This window comes from Stenotrophomonas hibiscicola ATCC 19867, from assembly GCF_000382065.1.
GTDB lineage: Bacteria > Pseudomonadota > Gammaproteobacteria > Xanthomonadales > Xanthomonadaceae > Stenotrophomonas > Stenotrophomonas hibiscicola.
Window position 1 is genome coordinate 218,203 of the sequence record NZ_KB907498.1, and the last position, 15,596, is coordinate 233,798.

At 61.4% G+C, this 15,596-nt stretch carries 30 protein-coding genes; 8 read left to right on the forward strand and 22 right to left on the reverse strand.

The window, feature by feature from the left end:
* Positions 1-15: 15 nt before the first annotated feature.
* The 4 genes from G370_RS0101000 to G370_RS0101015 are packed head-to-tail and all read right to left on the reverse strand — an operon-like array spanning position 16 to position 4,185.
* Positions 16-2,049, reverse strand: a complete 2,034-nt coding sequence (locus tag G370_RS0101000; RefSeq protein ID WP_019658919.1) for a portal protein — start codon at positions 2,047-2,049, stop codon at positions 16-18.
* Entirely contained in the window at positions 2,049-3,554 is a 1,506-nt protein-coding gene (locus tag G370_RS0101005; protein ID WP_019658920.1) for a terminase large subunit, read from the reverse strand. The genes G370_RS0101000 and G370_RS0101005 overlap by 1 nt, the downstream gene beginning before the upstream one ends.
* Complete coding sequence (locus G370_RS0101010; RefSeq protein ID WP_019658921.1) at positions 3,544-3,975, reverse strand: terminase small subunit-like protein; 432 nt, start codon at positions 3,973-3,975, stop codon at positions 3,544-3,546. Before G370_RS0101010 ends, G370_RS0101005 begins: the two co-directional genes overlap by 11 nt.
* 3 nt (positions 3,976-3,978) lie before the next feature.
* Complete coding sequence (locus G370_RS0101015; protein ID WP_019658922.1) at positions 3,979-4,185, reverse strand: hypothetical protein; 207 nt, start codon at positions 4,183-4,185, stop codon at positions 3,979-3,981.
* 217 nt (positions 4,186-4,402) lie between these two features.
* Here G370_RS0101015 and G370_RS1000000121510 point away from each other — a divergent pair, with 217 nt between their 5' ends.
* On the forward strand, positions 4,403-4,783 hold the full coding sequence (locus tag G370_RS1000000121510) for a hypothetical protein (RefSeq protein WP_154081302.1): 381 nt from the start codon (positions 4,403-4,405) through the stop codon (positions 4,781-4,783).
* A gap of 43 nt (positions 4,784-4,826) precedes the next feature.
* Here the strand turns inward: G370_RS1000000121510 and G370_RS0101025 are convergent, their stop codons facing one another.
* The 18 genes from G370_RS0101025 to G370_RS0101125 form a co-directional block, all read right to left on the reverse strand.
* The gene (locus G370_RS0101025) at positions 4,827-5,072 is read right to left on the reverse strand and encodes an Acb2/Tad1 domain-containing protein (protein ID WP_019658924.1); all 246 of its coding nucleotides are present in this window, start codon (positions 5,070-5,072) and stop codon (positions 4,827-4,829) included.
* A gap of 10 nt (positions 5,073-5,082) precedes the next feature.
* On the reverse strand, positions 5,083-5,370 hold the full coding sequence (locus G370_RS0101030; protein ID WP_019658925.1) for a hypothetical protein: 288 nt from the start codon (positions 5,368-5,370) through the stop codon (positions 5,083-5,085).
* 9 nt (positions 5,371-5,379) lie between these two features.
* The gene (locus G370_RS0101035; protein ID WP_019658926.1) at positions 5,380-5,652 is read right to left on the reverse strand and encodes a hypothetical protein; all 273 of its coding nucleotides are present in this window, start codon (positions 5,650-5,652) and stop codon (positions 5,380-5,382) included.
* On the reverse strand, positions 5,649-5,975 hold the full coding sequence (locus G370_RS0101040; protein WP_019658927.1) for a hypothetical protein: 327 nt from the start codon (positions 5,973-5,975) through the stop codon (positions 5,649-5,651). The genes G370_RS0101035 and G370_RS0101040 overlap by 4 nt, the downstream gene beginning before the upstream one ends.
* Positions 5,972-6,220 carry a hypothetical protein gene (locus G370_RS0101045; RefSeq protein ID WP_019658928.1) on the reverse strand — a complete coding sequence of 83 codons (249 nt, stop codon included), beginning with the start codon at positions 6,218-6,220 and terminating at the stop codon, positions 5,972-5,974. The genes G370_RS0101040 and G370_RS0101045 overlap by 4 nt, the downstream gene beginning before the upstream one ends.
* Before the next feature lie 8 nt (positions 6,221-6,228).
* Entirely contained in the window at positions 6,229-6,666 is a 438-nt protein-coding gene (locus G370_RS0101050) for a lysozyme (protein WP_019658929.1), read from the reverse strand.
* Between the two features lie 176 nt (positions 6,667-6,842).
* Complete coding sequence (locus tag G370_RS0101055; RefSeq protein WP_026346907.1) at positions 6,843-7,277, reverse strand: hypothetical protein; 435 nt, start codon at positions 7,275-7,277, stop codon at positions 6,843-6,845.
* Between the two features lie 219 nt (positions 7,278-7,496).
* Positions 7,497-7,970: a hypothetical protein gene (locus tag G370_RS0101060; RefSeq protein ID WP_019658931.1), complete on the reverse strand. Its 474-nt coding sequence runs from the start codon at positions 7,968-7,970 to the stop codon at positions 7,497-7,499.
* Positions 7,967-8,338: a Ref family recombination enhancement nuclease gene (locus tag G370_RS0101065; RefSeq protein ID WP_026346908.1), complete on the reverse strand. Its 372-nt coding sequence runs from the start codon at positions 8,336-8,338 to the stop codon at positions 7,967-7,969. Before G370_RS0101065 ends, G370_RS0101060 begins: the two co-directional genes overlap by 4 nt.
* Positions 8,335-8,526: a hypothetical protein gene (locus tag G370_RS0101070; protein ID WP_019658933.1), complete on the reverse strand. Its 192-nt coding sequence runs from the start codon at positions 8,524-8,526 to the stop codon at positions 8,335-8,337. Before G370_RS0101070 ends, G370_RS0101065 begins: the two co-directional genes overlap by 4 nt.
* Entirely contained in the window at positions 8,526-8,741 is a 216-nt protein-coding gene (locus G370_RS0101075) for a hypothetical protein (protein WP_019658934.1), read from the reverse strand. The genes G370_RS0101070 and G370_RS0101075 overlap by 1 nt, the downstream gene beginning before the upstream one ends.
* A gap of 274 nt (positions 8,742-9,015) precedes the next feature.
* Positions 9,016-9,465, reverse strand: coding sequence for a hypothetical protein (locus tag G370_RS0101085; protein WP_019658935.1), 450 nt, complete (start codon positions 9,463-9,465; stop codon positions 9,016-9,018).
* Entirely contained in the window at positions 9,462-9,776 is a 315-nt protein-coding gene (locus tag G370_RS0101090) for a DUF551 domain-containing protein (RefSeq protein WP_019658936.1), read from the reverse strand. Before G370_RS0101090 ends, G370_RS0101085 begins: the two co-directional genes overlap by 4 nt.
* The gene (locus tag G370_RS1000000121710; RefSeq protein ID WP_019658937.1) at positions 9,776-9,952 is read right to left on the reverse strand and encodes a hypothetical protein; all 177 of its coding nucleotides are present in this window, start codon (positions 9,950-9,952) and stop codon (positions 9,776-9,778) included. The genes G370_RS0101090 and G370_RS1000000121710 overlap by 1 nt, the downstream gene beginning before the upstream one ends.
* Positions 9,949-10,149 (reverse strand): hypothetical protein, encoded by a 201-nt coding sequence (locus G370_RS0101100; protein WP_019658938.1) that lies wholly within the window; start codon positions 10,147-10,149, stop codon positions 9,949-9,951. The genes G370_RS1000000121710 and G370_RS0101100 overlap by 4 nt, the downstream gene beginning before the upstream one ends.
* A 222-nt stretch (positions 10,150-10,371) precedes the next feature.
* On the reverse strand, positions 10,372-11,517 hold the full coding sequence (locus G370_RS1000000120995; protein ID WP_019658940.1) for a DUF1376 domain-containing protein: 1,146 nt from the start codon (positions 11,515-11,517) through the stop codon (positions 10,372-10,374).
* A 3-nt stretch (positions 11,518-11,520) separates the two neighbouring features.
* Entirely contained in the window at positions 11,521-11,832 is a 312-nt protein-coding gene (locus G370_RS0101115; RefSeq protein WP_019658941.1) for a winged helix-turn-helix transcriptional regulator, read from the reverse strand.
* A 342-nt stretch (positions 11,833-12,174) separates the two neighbouring features.
* Positions 12,175-12,360: a hypothetical protein gene (locus G370_RS0101125; RefSeq protein ID WP_019658943.1), complete on the reverse strand. Its 186-nt coding sequence runs from the start codon at positions 12,358-12,360 to the stop codon at positions 12,175-12,177.
* A gap of 337 nt (positions 12,361-12,697) precedes the next feature.
* On the opposite strand from G370_RS0101125, the gene G370_RS0101135 reads away from it, so the two are divergent.
* From G370_RS0101135 to G370_RS0101170, 7 genes are all read left to right on the forward strand, one after another.
* On the forward strand, positions 12,698-13,369 hold the full coding sequence (locus G370_RS0101135) for a S24 family peptidase (RefSeq protein WP_245541192.1): 672 nt from the start codon (positions 12,698-12,700) through the stop codon (positions 13,367-13,369).
* A complete protein-coding gene (locus G370_RS0101140; protein WP_019658946.1) occupies positions 13,369-14,007 on the forward strand; it encodes a hypothetical protein in 639 nt (212 codons plus the stop codon). Before G370_RS0101135 ends, G370_RS0101140 begins: the two co-directional genes overlap by 1 nt.
* Before the next feature lie 137 nt (positions 14,008-14,144).
* Positions 14,145-14,339: a hypothetical protein gene (locus G370_RS0101145; protein ID WP_019658947.1), complete on the forward strand. Its 195-nt coding sequence runs from the start codon at positions 14,145-14,147 to the stop codon at positions 14,337-14,339.
* 3 nt (positions 14,340-14,342) lie between these two features.
* On the forward strand, positions 14,343-14,651 hold the full coding sequence (locus G370_RS0101150) for a hypothetical protein (protein ID WP_019658948.1): 309 nt from the start codon (positions 14,343-14,345) through the stop codon (positions 14,649-14,651).
* Positions 14,651-14,854, forward strand: a complete 204-nt coding sequence (locus G370_RS0101155) for a hypothetical protein (protein WP_019658949.1) — start codon at positions 14,651-14,653, stop codon at positions 14,852-14,854. Before G370_RS0101150 ends, G370_RS0101155 begins: the two co-directional genes overlap by 1 nt.
* The gene (locus G370_RS01000000120615) at positions 14,854-15,096 is read left to right on the forward strand and encodes a hypothetical protein (RefSeq protein ID WP_019658950.1); all 243 of its coding nucleotides are present in this window, start codon (positions 14,854-14,856) and stop codon (positions 15,094-15,096) included. Before G370_RS0101155 ends, G370_RS01000000120615 begins: the two co-directional genes overlap by 1 nt.
* Positions 15,097-15,202: 106 nt before the next feature.
* Entirely contained in the window at positions 15,203-15,409 is a 207-nt protein-coding gene (locus G370_RS0101170) for a hypothetical protein (RefSeq protein ID WP_019658952.1), read from the forward strand.
* The last annotated feature ends 187 nt before the right edge of the window (positions 15,410-15,596 follow it).

Below are 15,596 nucleotides of genomic sequence, written 5' to 3' on the forward strand. Positions count from 1 at the left end.
CGGTACGGTTTTGGATCACTGAAAAGAGAAGGGGCCCATCTGGGCCCCTTGCATTCCGATCTGCGTTGTCAGGAACGTTCGGAATAGTTCCTGTAGCTCTGCCTGCTGTTCCTTGGACATGTTGTCCAACTGGATGGATTCAGCCTGAGCAGCGTCCTTCTGGGCCGAGGCCATGTAGCTAACCGACTGCGCTTCGGACTTCTTCGCATCAGCCTGCATCTTCTGCGCCTGAGCCAGCTGCTCAGGGCTAGGCTGCTGTTGCTGCGGAACCTCTTCACCCTCTTCCGGCTCAAGCAAACCGGCCTGGACGACGATTCGGCGGGCGGCCTTGCGCACGTCCTCAAGGCCCGGCATGTCGAGCGACTTGATGAAGCCATACTTGGCAACCATGCCCAGTGGGCTGGGGTCATTCGCCAGCTGCATCATCGCTTCGGCGGCTTCCATCCGCTGGGTCGTGTAGCTCGGACCGATGGTCACCGCAATGTCGTACCGCCCCTGAGACAGGTCATTCAACGTCACCTCGCGGCCCGTCTGCTGATCAACAACTGTCTGATTGACTCGGATTACCTTCTCGGCGCCGTCCTCACCGATGATGCGGATCTGGCGTTCGGTGTCGTAAATCTTGGAGATCAGGTCGTTCGTGATCTCGAAGTCGTACTTCATGGCGTACGACAGGTTGTCGATGTAGTCGAAGTTGGCTACATCGCCCTCGCGCTGGCGGGCCAGAATCGCCCGGCCGCTCGTCTCGTTGGACCTAGCGCCAAGGCTGGCATCGTAGATACCAGTCGCAGCCTTGATATCGTCGCTGCTGATGGCTGCAGCCTGAGCCAGTGCTGCCGGGAACTGCGCTGTAGGCTCGCGTGACGGCTTACCTGCGTTGGGCAGGGCCGGGTCTGCCTTGTACAGCAGCACAGGCGGCCGCTTTGTCTTCAGGCTGTTCCACTGTCCCTCGTAACCAGCCAACGACTCTGCCGGAGCCATAAACGGGCTGTAAGGCTGGTCGGACAGAACCTCGATGAACGTAGAGCGCTCGTAGTTGTACATGCGCTGGGCGTCCTTGCCGAAGCGGACGGCACCGAAGAACGTTTCCTTGCCGCCAAGGTTGAGGATTTCTCCCCAGACCGGCACAAGCGGGATGAAGCGGCCAGCCCACTCGTTGGGGCCTTCCAGGATCTCCGCGCCGGACACGATGCACTGCCAGACCTTTTCGCGGGTTGCCTTGCGGCTGCGCTGGACGGTGATTCCTGCCTGGGCCATCTCGTCCAGCACGTCGACGATTTCAGCCTCGTCGTATGAGGCGCCGTTGGACATCAGGACCAGGGTGTACGTCTCGCTGGTCTTGTACCAGTACTCCGATACGGTTACTTCTTCCTCTTGGAACCAGTCGCGGTGCGTCTCGCCGCAGTCATCCACCGAAACCAGCTGGGCATCAGGCCACTTCTCCCGGAATGCCGAGCGTGCCCAAGTGCTGTCCACGAAGGCAAAGCGGGCGTCGCGGCGGTCCTTTGACTTGGCCGCAGGGTCGAAGACCACCGTGTAGGGATTGGCGATCTCCTCCTTGCGGATGACCATGTCAAAGCCGCCGTCGTCCTCGTATCCGTAGTTGACGCGCCACACGCCGTAGCCGCCGCCCACCGCAAACTGGAAGGCGGTGTCCCGTGCTCGGTCGGCCTCGCTGGTCTGATCGATGTTGCGGATCAGACCCTGACGGATCTCGGCCAGGTCAGCATCGCTATCCTCGACTGCCCTCACCTTCGCCTGCGGCCTGTTCTGGCGCTGGTCGTTGGTGATCTGCTTCATTGCCTGGCGCAGCTTGTTCACGGTGTACATGGGGCGACCCGCACGGGTCTGCGCCATCCACTCGTCCCACTGCGTATCAGGCATGAAGGCGAACTCCATGTCCTGCTCAGCCAGCCGGTACTGGTTGCGCCAGTAGTCGCGGGCGTACTGGTGCCGGGACAGCATCTCCTTGTGGAGCGCCTCCTTGTCCACGCCCGACCGCTCCGTCGCGAACTTCGGATCTTCTGGCGTGTTCTTGTACTCAGCCATTAGGCGAATTCCGATGCGAAGTTGAGGCGGATAGGTGCAGCCACTGCCACAGGCTCAGCGAACGTCAGCGCCAGCGCGTCCCAACCATCGGGGCTGCTGATGCCTCGTTCGCGCATATGCTCTTTTGACTCAAGGATCAGACGTGAATGGCTGTCGTACCGATACCCAGGCCCACAGGCATCGGCCTGCAGAGCGTCGTCGTCGGGGATTTCCACCCCTGCGATCTCTTCCAGCCATTCCTTCGACCGCATCCACATCTCGGCGCGACGGTTGGCAGGGCCGCCGCCGTCCTTTGGCGGCTCTTGCGGCGCAGAACCGAAGTTGACGGCTACGACCACCTTTCCGTAGCCCATCTCCTTCAGTCGGTCATAGACGCCTGCGCCAATACCGCCAACGTCGATGAACATCCTTGCTGGGGCTTCTTCATCAATGACCTTCTTGGCCCAGCCAGCAACTGCCATCGTGTCCCATTTGGCCCGGCGCTCCAGACCGAACGCCTTGCCACCTCGTCGCCTGATCATCGCTGTGCTGTCGTCGCCGAAGCGCGCCGGATCCAGGCCGATCACCAGCGGCCCAGCCGGGTCCTTGACGGTATTACGCGCCTGGGCCACCAATGCTGGCTTGATGTAGCTATCGTGGCCGGACATCTGGAATGCCTCAGCTGCTGTAGCCGGGTATTCCTGCTTGAACAGCGCGGCGTCCTTCAGCTCGGAAATCTTGTTCCGGCGCCACGCCATCTGCTCCATGTCCAGGCCATACAGCTGGGCATAGGCGCGCTCGTCCTCATCCAGCTCAAACCCGGCCGGCACAGCGCGGCGGTACTCCTCCTGCCAGTACCACGGCACGAAGATCGCGATGAAGTCGCCTTCGCCGCGCTCAGCTGCCTGCCAGTTCTGGTGGAAGAAGTTGCCGATGCCGTTGGCCGTGGACTCAAGGATGACCTCGGTCCCGTCCTCGTTTGGCACCGCCTGCAGAACGCCAGCAGCATGGGTCTCTGCGTTCTTCCAGAACGCCACCTCGGATCCATGGAACAGCTGGATCGTGCTGGAGCGGCCGACGCCCTTGGTGCCAGCCGTGCCGACCTTGTAGCCACTGTCCAGGCCATCGAACAACAGCTCCTTGGCGTTCGCCGCCCCAGTGCTGGGACGAACGAACTCAGGACAGTTCTCGTGATACCTGTTCACCATCTCAAACAGGTTCTGAGTGGCCGCGTCCTCGTGCGTCAGGATGAAGGTCCTAACCCCCCTCCTCCATGAGGATGCGTGGTAATACCTGGCCGAAACGTATGTCGAGCAACCCTGCTGACGGCCCTTCAGGATCAGCGCCCTAACCTTCCCGGTAGCGGCCTTCTGCTCCTCCAGCCGCTCATGGATGTAGGCCTGAGCCCTGTTGAATCGCAGCGCCTGGACGGCTCCCGACTTGCTGCGGATGAACATGCAGTTCTTGGAATAGAACTCCAGGTCGTCCCGCAGCCGGCGCCGCGCCTCAACCTCCTCAGTCTTCAAGCGAGGCGAGCCACTGTTCATGGGTCAACGTCACGTTAGTGACCGTGCTGTCCAGGCGGTCGCCGTACTTCTTGGGCTTCAGCTTGCTTGCCACCCACTTGCGGGTGTCGACCCGCAGCCGATTACGAGCAACCGCCGTGGAGTCATACACCACCATGGTCGTGCCGCCCTCGGCATCCTTCACCACGGTTTCCTGCTCATCCGAGATCGCAACCAGCTCGTCGGCAAAGGATTCGGCCTGTTCATCCCTCGCACGTGCGTATTGGTCTTGGAACTCCTTGTGCTTGCCAAGCCACCTGAATACAGTGGCCTTGCTCGGCATGCCCTCGCAAGCACAGATGGCCCGCAGCGACTCGCCGTCCGCTATCCGTTCACAGATCACGTCAGCGATCTGGTCGTTGTAGTCAGTAGGGCGCGCCATGGCTTAACTCGGGAATGCCACCAACTGCTGAGGGCCGGTGATCCAGTTGTCGTTGCGGACATAGCGGGCTGGCAGGATGCGCAGGACATGCCACTGGCAGTAGCGCTCCCCGTTGCTCAGCTCCGCGTCCAGGCGGATGCAGCAGGCGCCGTCGATCTGTGCCTGCACGTTGATTGAGACCTTGCGGCCATCTACAACAGGGTCAGACATGACCCCGGTCCAGTTGTCTAGGGTGTTCCACGTTGCCTTGGAGATGGTTACCCCTGGAGGCAGCGCACCGTTGAAGTCGGTGACAAGCTGTCGACGCTCAGGGCTGTAGACCTGCCCGTAGTGCACGCGGTCCCGGTTATGCGCCGAAACCACGCAGCGGGTCACTCGACCGATGTCACTCACGATCAGCCCTCACCAAGGCTTGGAGCCCACGGACTTGGGCGTCACAGGCGGCTGCGGCACGAACAATTCGGCCCGCACTGCCCGCTCGGTCGTCGGCTCTGTCATCAACGGGGCCGGAGCTGGCGCTAAGGTCGGACACTCGGGCCTCACAGCCTGCCCAGCGCTGCTGCAGGCGGAGGTTGCCAGCACGCAGGCCATCAGCGACAGCCGCGCCTTTCGATTCAGCATCTGCCTTCTCCTGCTCGTACTGGGTTGCGACTGCCTCGGCCCGCTTGACCCGTTGGCGCTCGACCGCGATCACGGCGATGGCGTTGTCGCGCTCCTGCTCTGCGACTGCCTTGGCCGTCTGGGCGTTGTCTCGGGCGCGCTCTGCCTGAGCTACCGTCCCGCGCTGCCACACGGCAACGCCCACTAGGAGCAATACGGCTCCCAGCAGGACACGGGACAGAATGCTCACGTTAGAACGATCCCGGCTTGGCCACAGCGCGGGTCAGCGCCATCAGGCCGGTCTGGAAGTCGGTCTTGGCAATTGCAGACCAGCGGTAGCAATCGCCCTTGTCGCCCTCGATCGCGGTGTTCGTGTCGTTGACCTTGTTGACCAGGGCCTGCAGCTCCTCACCCTTCGCCTTGATCTCGTTCATCAGGTCGATCTCGGCCTGGCTCAGTTCCCGGTAGCCGGTGATCTTGCGGTGCTGGTTTTCCATGAATGAGTCCTCAGAGAACGCTTCGGTCGTTGATGCTATGCAGGTCGGCCAAGATGCTGGACAGGAGGGCGTTCCCATTCATCAGCACATCCACGAGCGGGGCACGCTCAGGAACCGGATCAGAACAGCACGCGTCGGCTTTGCCGTTCCGCTCCGGCGCCAACACCTTTGCGAATGAAGAACGGGTGCGGATCACAGCATGGGACAGCTCGTCCATGAGGTCGCGCTGTACCCGCAGAAGGCTATCGACTTCGGACGCCGGCATAGCCGGAGCAATCTCGCTTGAACCTTTCAACATGTTGAACCCTCAGTTGGGCTTACGCTGACTGATGAACTTGGCGATCAGGCCGAAGCCTGCAACCACGCGGATCGACCACACGACCGCCTGCGGCATTGCCTCGTCCGCCAGCATGCCGAGCGTGTTGGCGGCCTGGTACAAGTCCGGGGAGGCCACGAGGACGGCCAGCGCCCAGGTGCTGTAGTGCTTGAGGGTGTCGCGGATCGGCATCAGGCCCTGCGGCAGAAGACTAGCCTTAGCAGCCTTCGGCGGCTTGGTGATGATCGGGGTAGGACTGCTCATTTCTTTTCGCGCTCCTTCTGGCGCTGGAGTTCCTTGTCAACCTCCTCGGCGAAGCGAGGGGCCAGCATATAGACCGCCTTGTGGTAGGCCTCGGCCTGCCGGGTAGCCACATCGGCGCTGCTGGCGGTGTGTGCGATCCACACGGCGCCAAGGGTCACCCCAGCCAGTGCAATACCAATGGCGATTCCGTTCCACACAGAACCGGCGCCCTCAAGGCGCACCACGTTCCCGTTGGCGGATGAACCGTGGAGCCGACTCAACGCCGAATCCAGCCGCTCCAACCCTGCGCGAAAGTCCCGGGCCAGTTCGTCGTTGGCGCTCATTTCCTGAAGGGCTCCGAGAACACAGGGACATCCATCTTGGTGGCGATTCGGTAGATCACGTCCCGCAGGCTGTGGATCTCTTCCTTAACTTCCTGCAGCGCGCCCTGCTTCAGCATGTTCTCGGCCACATAGAGCTTGTGCTTGTTGTGGTCCTGCCAGAGCATCCAGATCCAGCCCGTCAGCGCGCCTACGCCCAGCATGAGGCAGGGGACGACAATGGCGAGGATGCGGACCAAGATGTCCATGGTTTCGCTCATTCGCGGAACACCCTTTGCTCGTCAAGGCGCCGGTTGGTCAGGCCCTTCATGACTCGCCCCCCAGCCCTGTTCCAGCGGGTGAACTCAGCAGCTGCGCCAGCCACGTCCCCGGTGTTGAACTTCCTCAGCAAGGTGGAGTTGGCAAACGCCTTGGCGCCGATGTTGTAGGCCAGACTGGTCATAGCCCCGATCTGGGCGTCAGTGGCTGGCTTCTTCACCGCCGACTGAACGCCCTTGAGGAATCGGGTCACGTCCTGAGCCAGCCGCTCATCTGCCTGCGCTTGCGTCCACTTCACGCCCTTGGCGATGCCCGGGCCTGTGGCGCCGTAGCCAATCGTCCAAGGGTCTCCGCCAGTGCCGGGGTCCGGGTATGCCTCAAGCCTGCATCCTTCCCACCGCTTTATCAGTGAGATGGCATAGGCAAGGGCAGACACAGGATCCTCCAATGGGCGCCCGCCCCGCTGCCAGCTATGCGCGAGGGTTGATCTGGACGGGGGAACGGGCAAAGAAAAAGCCCCTCGGGACCGAGAGGCTTCTATGTCACAGTGCCTGAAAAGTTACGCTAGAGGTGCGCACCTCTGCAATATGGCTTCGACAAAAACACCTCAAATCAGGCTGCCTGAGCCATCGCGATCCCTCGCATGGCGCCTTTCACCTCTGCGAACGCCACGTCATGCAGTGTCAGGTAATGCCGCTGGCTTACTGGCTTCTCCCCGACGTGCACCAACAGAAGGTTGGCCGTCTCCCAACGTTCCACCTTCCTTCGACCCATGCCGCAGTAGTAGGCTCGCAGGACGCAGGCATAGACCACCTGGTCCCTGCCGATGCTGTACACGATGTCCTCTATCCGCTGTGCGCGAAGGTCCGTCTCCAGCGGTTTGAACCCCTGAACTCGGCCTGGCATCTCGCCGTGGTGTTCGATCAGGACAGCGAGGAGGTTCTTGGACTGATGGCCCAGGTACTCGCAGTCGCGGTGCAGTGCAAACTCCCTACCCCAATGCTCCAGCTCGGCCCGGACGTATGCCCCGAAGGTGTCAGCTTGCATGATGTTCCCCCTGTCGGATGTATTTGCGGGCCTGTCGCCCAAACCGATATCGCTTAGTACCGTGTCGCCCGACGCACTCGATCTGGCCGCGCCGGGCCATCTGATCCACATCACGGGTAACTCTGTCCCGATCTACTGCAGGCACCCCCGCGCAGACATCGCCTATGAAGTGCCACCCCGGGTTCTCTGCCAGCCACTGCCGGATCTGCTGTGCGCGGCTCATGCTGCCCTCCTGCTGTTCTCAGGAGTGATACCTGCCACGGTCACGGCCACGCCAAGCGCAGCCCACGCGTGCGACTTGACTCCATAGGTCGGCCCCGGTGCCTTCTTGGTGCCCTGCGGCCCAAGCAAGTCCAGCAGCGCCTGCCGGATGTTCGCGTCCTTGGCCTTGGCGTTACCGCACAGATGCAGCTTCACGTCGCGTCGGTAGACCAGCCTGACCGATGCTGGTACTCTCCACGCCTGCTGGAATCGCCCGATCCACACGCAGGTTTCAAACACCTCACGGCCCACCGCCATCCCGTAGCTGGCGACCATCTCGATTGCCAGCTGGTCCTTGCTATACCCGCCCCAGCCGAGCAGGGCCACAAGCAGTTCATCGTTCGGCATCACGCCGGATTCCAAGACACTGCCGTTCTGCAGCAGGCACCACCCGCTTCCCTCGGTGCCAGGATCGATGGCAAGTATTCTCACGCGGCCTCCCCGATGCCCAGCATCTTGTTCTGGCGCTCCAGCAGAACGGCGTCGCTGCCGAATGCCGCGTGGAACGTCTTGCTGCCGTCCATGAGGCTAGGGCCGTAGTGGGCCCTCATTTCCTGATGGGTGCAGCCCCAATTGACCAGCCCGCGATGGTGCCAAGCGCAAAGGCCCAGCCCATCCATGTGCCCAATGCGCCGCCCGCCACTCAGCAGGTGGTGGTAGTCGCAGCCTGGGTGGACCATGAAGAACTGCGGCGCGTCTTCCTGCTCGCTGCGGATGACGCAGGCCACGCACAGGCCTTCCTTGCAGGCCACGATGCGGGCGGCCTCAGCTGCAGTCGGTGTTCCGGTGGAGTGCTTCACGCCGCCCTCCCCTGCCGCCGATGCTCGTCCTGATCCGCCCGGCCCCAGTAGTGCTGGAACGCCTTGGCCTCGTCCGTCCCTTCATCGAACGGGCACGAGGTGATCGGCTTGCGGTCGAGCCTGGCGCTGTACCCGGCGTTGCTCGCCTCGGTCAGTCGGCTACGGGTCTTGTAGTCGGAGAAGTCCATCAGCCCTTCTCCCCAGCGAGGTCGGAGATAGACGAAATCAGTCCCAAGTCAATGAGGCAGCCAATAGCCTGAAGCTCGCCTTCGTAGCTCTCCAGGTCAGAACCATCGCGGACGTTCTCTGCCTCGTAGGGGTATCCGCGCTCGTCCAAGGCCATGGCCAGCAGTACCCGAGCCTTCCCCGCCGTAGTGCTGGTGTCGATCTGTTCGAGGTTCATGCGCATTCTCCACGGTATGCCCGGACTACTTCTTGCAGCTCCCTCGGGTATAGGCTGAGCGCGTCCCGGCCCCAGAACTTTTCCCGCAGGTGTGCCTGATAGTCCACAAGGCCGTACTGCCGATGGAGATGGCTAGGCCATCCGGCAGCGTCCATGGCCTGGATGATCTGATTACGTTCGCGGTGCGTAGCATTGTTTGCCTTCCCTGCCCTGACATACCACGCGGCAAGGCAAATGCAGGCCGAACCCCAAATTACCCAAAAAATCGTGTTCATCACGCTGCCCTCTTCTTGTTATGCGGCTCGGGGAACTCCAACCACACGCCAAGCCGCTGGTAATGGCGCTGGACTGATTCCAGGTACTGCGAAAGCTGCGGAGTGGTCATCAGCGATGTGACCGGGAACCACTCCATCAGGATCAACTTGTCTTCGTAGGCCATCGGCTTGACGGCCTTGTCGTACTTAGCGCGGAAGTCGTCGTCCTCGGCACGGAGGATCGGCACGCCGAAGTGGAGCTTGCAGAACGACTTCACGCCTAGCGGGCTGTCCTCGCTCAGCTCACGGGAAACCTGCTCGTAAAACGCATGGCTGATCGCGTTCTGGTCAAGGCTCCGCGCCTTTCCGTGCGTGATGCTCACCGTCAGGTACTTGCGGTCCTTGAACTGCTCGCGGAGCTGGCCGACCGCCGACTGCAGGGCGATCTCGGAGTTGACGGTGATTTTCATCCCTCCACCTCCGGCGCAGCAGGTAGCGGCTGCCAGTGGGTGATCGTCTCGTGGTCATCGGCGCTGCCAGCCACCCATGCGCCGGTAACGGCATAGCCGCCTGCGCGCGAGTCCCACAGCATCAGCCGCGTCCCATCCTTCGGCGCCGACTCAATCGGCTGCCACTGCGGCGCGAGTGCGGCGATGATTGCTTTCACCGCTGCCGATTCGGCAACGAACAGGTCACCGGCTCCGCTCATAATGGCGCCGACTTCCAGAGGGCCAAGTTGCTCACCCAGCAGCTCCCGCGCCTTCAATTCAATCTCGCTCATCACCGCTTCCTCCTGATCTGTTCGTCTCGTTCGTCCCAGCCGGCCAGCCATGCCCGGCGCAGTTCCAGCCCGTCCTCGCCCATGGCATAGAGAGGGGCCGAGTTGCGGTCCTTGTGTGCGTCGCGCATCCACCGGCCGGTCTGGCGGGCGCGTTCCAGTTCGTATTGGGCGATCACGCGGCCTCCCGATTGGACAGGTGCAGCGGACCGGGACGCCGCGATTCCTGCGCCCTGGCGTACAGCACACGGCTACGGGCAATCAGCGCCGCCGCAGCCTGCGGAGGGATCTGCATAGCCGCGCCAATCTCGTTGGCGTTGCAGCCCTCGCAGTACAGGCGGAACACGTCTACGTCGGAGAGGTTGATGCGACTCATACCGGCATCCTCAGAACCTTGGCGATTTCCTCGAAACGCTTCTTCATTTCAGGAGAGTCGGGGTCAGCTGGTATCGGCTGTTTCGTGAGAACCAACTGCTCTCGCGGCGGCATAGCCTCCAGCAGAGAGGACGGCAACGGCCACTGGCGGCAGTCGCGGCACAGGATTGCGAAGGCCCTACGGAAACGAGGCGCGTCCAGCTCCTGATCGAACTCCCGCCCCTCAGTGATGGCCTCCAGCCAGACGGCGGCGGTCAGCTGGATAACCTCCGCTGCCGGCGTCCGCTCCAGGCCCAAACACATGAGCCGCATCAGGCCCTCCGAAATTTCCTGTTTGATCCACGCCGCCATTTGCGAATTCCTTCAGTGCCATCAAGCCTTGCGCCGTTTTCCCAAGTTGCTGCCCGCTCTGGCCCGTTTGAGGCCCTGCCCTTGCCGATTCTTGCGGCACGTCCTCCCACCGGGCTTGGTTGAGGTACGTCGACCCCATCGGCACGTAACCGCGCCGCCAGCCGTCGTCATGGGCCTCCATCAGCCGCACGTGGCCGATCAGCTCGTCGCAGCGGCTGTCCAGCTTTCGGCGCTTCCAAGTTTTCTCGGCCTCCTGCTTGCCCTTCTTGTTCGGGTAAGCAGCCCAGAAGTCGGCGAAGCGGCAGCGTGCGGCCAGCGGCTGCACATGCTGTTGCTTTTGCTCTTCTTCTTGGAGATTGGTGTCTGGTGTATGGAGAGTCTGCGAACTGGCACCGAACATCTGAGCCTGTTCGGTGCCCGATGCCTGCGAACACCCAAGGCATTCGGCAACGACATCATCGGCAGGTGCAGAGATCCACTCTCCATCCAGCACAGAAGCGAACTTACGATGCACCGCAGCTTCCGAGGCGCCCATGTCTGATACTTGAACCATCGCCAGAATGTCTATGGGACCGTTCTTGCTGCGCAGGTCAGACATGCGCGGCGCGGGGTACTTGGTGATGCCTACCTTGATTGAGCCGCCGCGTTGACGCTGGACGGCATACAGATAGCCAGGCTCGTTGTACCCGGCCTTCTTCTTAGGGTTGCCGCCCTTCTTCCCATTCTCACGAGCTGCCTCCACCCGCGATTTGTAGCGCGCAATCTCTTCGTCAGCGCGCTTGTTGTGCCAGCCGGTATCAGTCAGGGTGAAGAACTCGTCCAGCACAGCCTGGACCGCTTCCAGCTCTTCCTGAGAGCGAGCGCCAGCCAGACGGGCAACCTGCTTCACATCGGCGGGCAGCGCCTCTTCCTGCAGGTAGTACCGGCGCAGGAGACGGCTGTAGATGGCGTCCTCGATCAGCGACAGGTGCGCCGTCGCTGCTGCGTAGTCACCGAGGTGGAGCTCAAAATAGTTCATGGCTCAGGCGGCCTTCGGACCTTCGTCACTGCTGATCGGGAACCACGTGCAGCCGCTGCGGCCATTGCTGGCCGAACACTTCCGGACCATCCCGCGCCGAATGAGGCCCTGCTTTTCCAGCTCGGGCAGGCGACGGGCCAACATGAAGCGATCCAGCCCGGTAGCACGGGCTAGTTCCAGGCTAGTGAGGCCGGGGTACTTGCGGACCGCCGAAGCGGCCTGCGAGTGCTGCTGAGCCTGAGCGCCAGACGACACCATGTGCGCTGCGGCTTCGTGGCTGCTGCTGGGATCGGTGTAGCGAGCTGGATGGTTCATGTGGATTCCTCAGCCCTTGATCGGGCGGGCGTGTAGCGGGATGACTCGGTCGGCGCGGGCTTTGTCTGCTCCCCGCTGTAGCCAGCCGGGTGAGAAGTTGCGCCAGGGGTGAGTCGGCTTCTTCTTAGGTGTCTGGGTCGTCACGTTTCAGGGCCTGAAAAGGAACAACGGAGCCGTGTTGGGCTGGGAGCCGATAGCGCCTATCAAGCTCAGCGCGGGCGGCGTGGATCAGTGCTTCGTGCAGTGGAAGCCCTTGGGCCTCCGCGTATTCCTCAAGCCTTCGGCGCTCATCGCGCGACAGCTGTATTTCCATAGGCCCTCCCCGGGGACTTGTATGGACCTTCAGGCGGCATCGCGGTCGGAGCTACGCTGTTCCAAAGAAGCAATCCCAGCCAGGACCAGCTCCCGCACGAACACTGCGGGCTGACGACCGTTGAAGTTGGCGAGAGCCTCGATCACTGCCTTTTCCGAGTCGTTGAAACGGACCTTGATCGGGTTGTCGCGGAGGTGTGTGGGGTCTGCGTACATAGATGGAGCCTTGTCAGTGAGGGGGAAATCGAAGTGAGAAATGCCCTAGGCGGCTCTGGGAGTCCGCTTCTTCTTTGGAGGGGGGCCGAACAGATCAGGGCGACGAGCCTTCAGTTCCCATTGGCGGGACTCTGGAATCGGCTCGGCCTCGGGCCAGTGGAAAATTGCGCCTCGGCTCAGCCCGAAGAAGCGCGCCAACTCAGCATCGGAATCGAAGCCGAGCACCTTCTTTACGGCGGTCTTTGACATGTCCATGGAATCGCAGTCTAGCTCTCTAGACTCAGAAGTCAAGCTCTCTAGACCCCGTTCAGTCTACTTTTCTAGCCATATGAGCACGATGGCTGAACGCGTTAAGCAGGCAATGGCTTTGCGTGGGATGACCGCGCCCGATCTGATCGCCCGAAAGGTCCTCAGCAAGGCTGGCATCTACTTCATTCTTGATGGGACCACCAAGGCGGAGAAGATCCGAGCCGCGACGGTGGCAAAATTGTCAGCAGCTCTCCAGGTCAATCCGGAGTGGCTTCAGTATGGTCGGGGGCCAATGGAAGGCGGAGCTTCAATCCCAGAGGGAGAGTGGGAGGATGTACGGGGATATGCCCAGGCAATGGGCCTAGGCGGCGGCCCCGAAGCTGCGGAGTATGCAGAGACCCACAAGCTAAAGTTCAAGGCTTCGTCTCTGGCACGCAAGCGGCTCAGAGCCCCTGCCCTCGCCGTCATGTATGGCAAGGGGGACTCCATGGAGCCCCGCGTTCTGTCTGGCGACGCGATCCTATTCGATACTTCGGACACAAGGCCCCGCGACGGCGCCTTGTTCGTGATCCTTGTGCCTGGCGCGCATAACCCGGAGTACCAGGTGAAGCGCTGCGAACTTCTTGACGACCTTGTGTACTTCAAGGCGGACAATCCGCACGGCGACCACAACTGGAAGAAGGCACGCCGTATGGATGACAAGAAGAACCCGATTCAAATCATAGGACGTGTTCGCTGGATCGGAAGCTGGGAGGACTGATGGCTTACATCTCTATTGAAGTACGAACGGTGCTCGCCGAGATTGGAACGATTGATGGCAGTAACGGCATAACCATCGGTCTCAACGGGGCGTTGAATTGGCGAACCAGTGTCCGTGACAAAGCCAACAATGAGATCGGGTCAGCGCCTTGGGAAGTCCAGGTGGTTCCTGAGGATAGGATCGCTGAACATGCCAAGGATTTAGGCGCCGTCGGGATATGCTCATACCATGAACGCGTAGATGATCCAGAGTACGGCAGCCCCGCCGTGTTCTCGGCTTATGTTGGCCTTCCCCAACAGTCTATCTCGGACCTGTGGACGGCATGGAACGCGGGCAAGACAATCAGCTCCATCACTCTTGAGATCGATGATCTTGAATATGGATGGGAGCCCGATGGAAGCGGCAAGGTTTGGGACACAGAGATCAAGCACAGGGCGGTGCGAACAGCGCGCATTCTGGTAAAGGACTCCCAGGCCCCAGAGGAAGATGATGAAGACATCACCGAGCCCTCAACCCCTGATGCGCCTACTAAGCGTGATATGCAGCAAATTGGCGATCAGTTGAAGTCGATTGAGAAGGCCGCCCATTACATAGTGGCCGCCGTGGTATTCGTCGCCATCATCGTAGCCTTCCGATAACTGAACGGAATCGATGCCGTTCAGAAAAATATTTGTCTAGAGCGTCTAGTTCTCTTGACTTCGAAGTCTAGTTGTCTAGACTGTCTCCAACGCCCCACCACACCCACTACCGGGCCAGGGGCTAGGAGACGAAGGCAGTGGACAAGACCTTTGAAGTAGTCCGAATCGCAGGCTCAGACATCCTGCATTCGACCGTCCGCGTGATGCGCTTGGGCGACGAGGTGTTCCTGGTTGTCAGTAGCGGTCTTAGCCGCGCTACCTACATGCTCCTCCCCTCCGAAGCCGTGACCATCGGCGAGCAGCTGATCGCTGCTGGCAAGGCCGAGGGCTGAGCCATGGGCCTGCATACCCCAACCGACGTTGCCCGCAACGCGCAGCGGACCTACGACGCCCGCCTTCCGGATGACTCCGAGCGCTGGGACGCCATCAGCGACGTAGCAAACGAGTGCATCGAAGAGGAACGGGTCGGCGAGATGGTGCAGGCCCTTGTCGATGCGCTTCCGGTCCTGTCGAAGCTGTCACGAATCCCCGGCCTGAGCGCGCCCGAAGCGGTGAACGCGATGGCTCTGTTCAAGCTGGCCCTGAGTCTCGACAAGAAGCTCGATGAGCAGGCCCGTCTCTTCTCTGACGTGAGGAACAGCTAATGGTCATCCAGTTCCCGGTACAGACCGACTTCCAGCTGCACATGTTGCAGAGCATCCGCGCCCACTGCGCTCGCAACGGGCTGGATCGCCGGAAAGTAGAACGCGACTTCATGGCCGCTGGCTGCACGAAGCAGGCGCAGAACGCGCTGTGGGAGTCGACCCGTCAACACAACCTGGGCCACGGGCCGAAGGGGGCAGCGTGATGGACGCCTACGAGAACGGCAACTCATTGGCGCATCCGGCCCCTCACGTATGGGCCGAGCGCTGGGAAATGATCGAGAAGGTTAAGGAGAGCCAAGGAGGCCTGACAAAGCGCGAGCTATTCGCTGCGATGGCGATGCAGGGGCTTCTGGCTAGCGGCTGGGACCATGCCGGAGTCCCTCGAGAAGGAGCGGAAACCGCAGTCGCCTACGCGGACCATCTGCTGTCGGCTCTAGCGGAATGACCATGACCCGCTTCCTCCGCTCCCGCTACGCCCCGCTGGCAGCAATGGCGCTGATCGCGGCCTACGTGCTGACGAAGCTGGCACTCATCGTTAATGGAGTTGTGTCGTGACTACCTACTACATCGTTTGGAACAAGGGACGCACCGAGGGGTACATCACCAACGACCTGGGCGATGCCGACTATGCGGCCACTGGATTTACCGGATCGTTCTCAACGTCCTCTGCGGCAGAAGGGTTCCGGGTTGCCTATGCAGATGATCCAGAGGATGAGTTTGAGATTGAGGAAATTGAGATCCGAGGATCTGACGAATGACGCCCCTCTCCGAACTCGACCGCCTCTTCCGCGACATCCCGAGGCCCGATCCGCTGGGAAACCAGTGCGATGGCTGCCAAGCAGGGATGCGCGTGACTGATGGAATTCACAGAGCCGATTCCGACAACGGCTTTTACGGGATACACATGGCCTGTCAGCGTAATCGCTACGTGTATTCAGAGGTAGA

Bases quoted from the DNA above. Each gene is read 5' to 3' on its own strand.
- G370_RS1000000120995 (WP_019658940.1), bottom strand. From the start codon at position 11,517: ATGAACTATTTTGAGCTCCACCTCGGTGACTACGCAGCAGCGACGGCG.
- G370_RS0101015 (WP_019658922.1), bottom strand. From the start codon at position 4,185: ATGTCTGACCCTGTTGTAGATGGCCGCAAGGTCTCAATCAACGTGCAG.
- G370_RS0101010 (WP_019658921.1), bottom strand. From the start codon at position 3,975: ATGGCGCGCCCTACTGACTACAACGACCAGATCGCTGACGTGATCTGT.
- G370_RS0101100 (WP_019658938.1), bottom strand. From the start codon at position 10,149: ATGAGTCGCATCAACCTCTCCGACGTAGACGTGTTCCGCCTGTACTGC.
- G370_RS0101040 (WP_019658927.1), bottom strand. From the start codon at position 5,975: ATGAGCGCCAACGACGAACTGGCCCGGGACTTTCGCGCAGGGTTGGAG.
- G370_RS0101025 (WP_019658924.1), bottom strand. From the start codon at position 5,072: ATGGAAAACCAGCACCGCAAGATCACCGGCTACCGGGAACTGAGCCAG.
- G370_RS0101140 (WP_019658946.1), top strand. From the start codon at position 13,369: ATGGCTTACATCTCTATTGAAGTACGAACGGTGCTCGCCGAGATTGGA.
- G370_RS0101125 (WP_019658943.1), bottom strand. From the start codon at position 12,360: ATGTACGCAGACCCCACACACCTCCGCGACAACCCGATCAAGGTCCGT.
- G370_RS01000000120615 (WP_019658950.1), top strand. From the start codon at position 14,854: ATGGACGCCTACGAGAACGGCAACTCATTGGCGCATCCGGCCCCTCAC.
- G370_RS0101075 (WP_019658934.1), bottom strand. From the start codon at position 8,741: ATGAACCTCGAACAGATCGACACCAGCACTACGGCGGGGAAGGCTCGG.
- G370_RS0101150 (WP_019658948.1), top strand. From the start codon at position 14,343: ATGGGCCTGCATACCCCAACCGACGTTGCCCGCAACGCGCAGCGGACC.
- G370_RS0101070 (WP_019658933.1), bottom strand. From the start codon at position 8,526: ATGGACTTCTCCGACTACAAGACCCGTAGCCGACTGACCGAGGCGAGC.
- G370_RS0101155 (WP_019658949.1), top strand. From the start codon at position 14,651: ATGGTCATCCAGTTCCCGGTACAGACCGACTTCCAGCTGCACATGTTG.
- G370_RS0101115 (WP_019658941.1), bottom strand. From the start codon at position 11,832: ATGAACCATCCAGCTCGCTACACCGATCCCAGCAGCAGCCACGAAGCC.
- G370_RS0101090 (WP_019658936.1), bottom strand. From the start codon at position 9,776: ATGAGCGAGATTGAATTGAAGGCGCGGGAGCTGCTGGGTGAGCAACTT.
- G370_RS0101030 (WP_019658925.1), bottom strand. From the start codon at position 5,370: ATGTTGAAAGGTTCAAGCGAGATTGCTCCGGCTATGCCGGCGTCCGAA.
- G370_RS0101045 (WP_019658928.1), bottom strand. From the start codon at position 6,220: ATGGACATCTTGGTCCGCATCCTCGCCATTGTCGTCCCCTGCCTCATG.
- G370_RS0101055 (WP_026346907.1), bottom strand. From the start codon at position 7,277: ATGCAAGCTGACACCTTCGGGGCATACGTCCGGGCCGAGCTGGAGCAT.
- G370_RS0101000 (WP_019658919.1), bottom strand. From the start codon at position 2,049: ATGGCTGAGTACAAGAACACGCCAGAAGATCCGAAGTTCGCGACGGAG.
- G370_RS0101085 (WP_019658935.1), bottom strand. From the start codon at position 9,465: ATGAAAATCACCGTCAACTCCGAGATCGCCCTGCAGTCGGCGGTCGGC.
- G370_RS0101135 (WP_245541192.1), top strand. From the start codon at position 12,698: ATGGCTGAACGCGTTAAGCAGGCAATGGCTTTGCGTGGGATGACCGCG.
- G370_RS0101035 (WP_019658926.1), bottom strand. From the start codon at position 5,652: ATGAGCAGTCCTACCCCGATCATCACCAAGCCGCCGAAGGCTGCTAAG.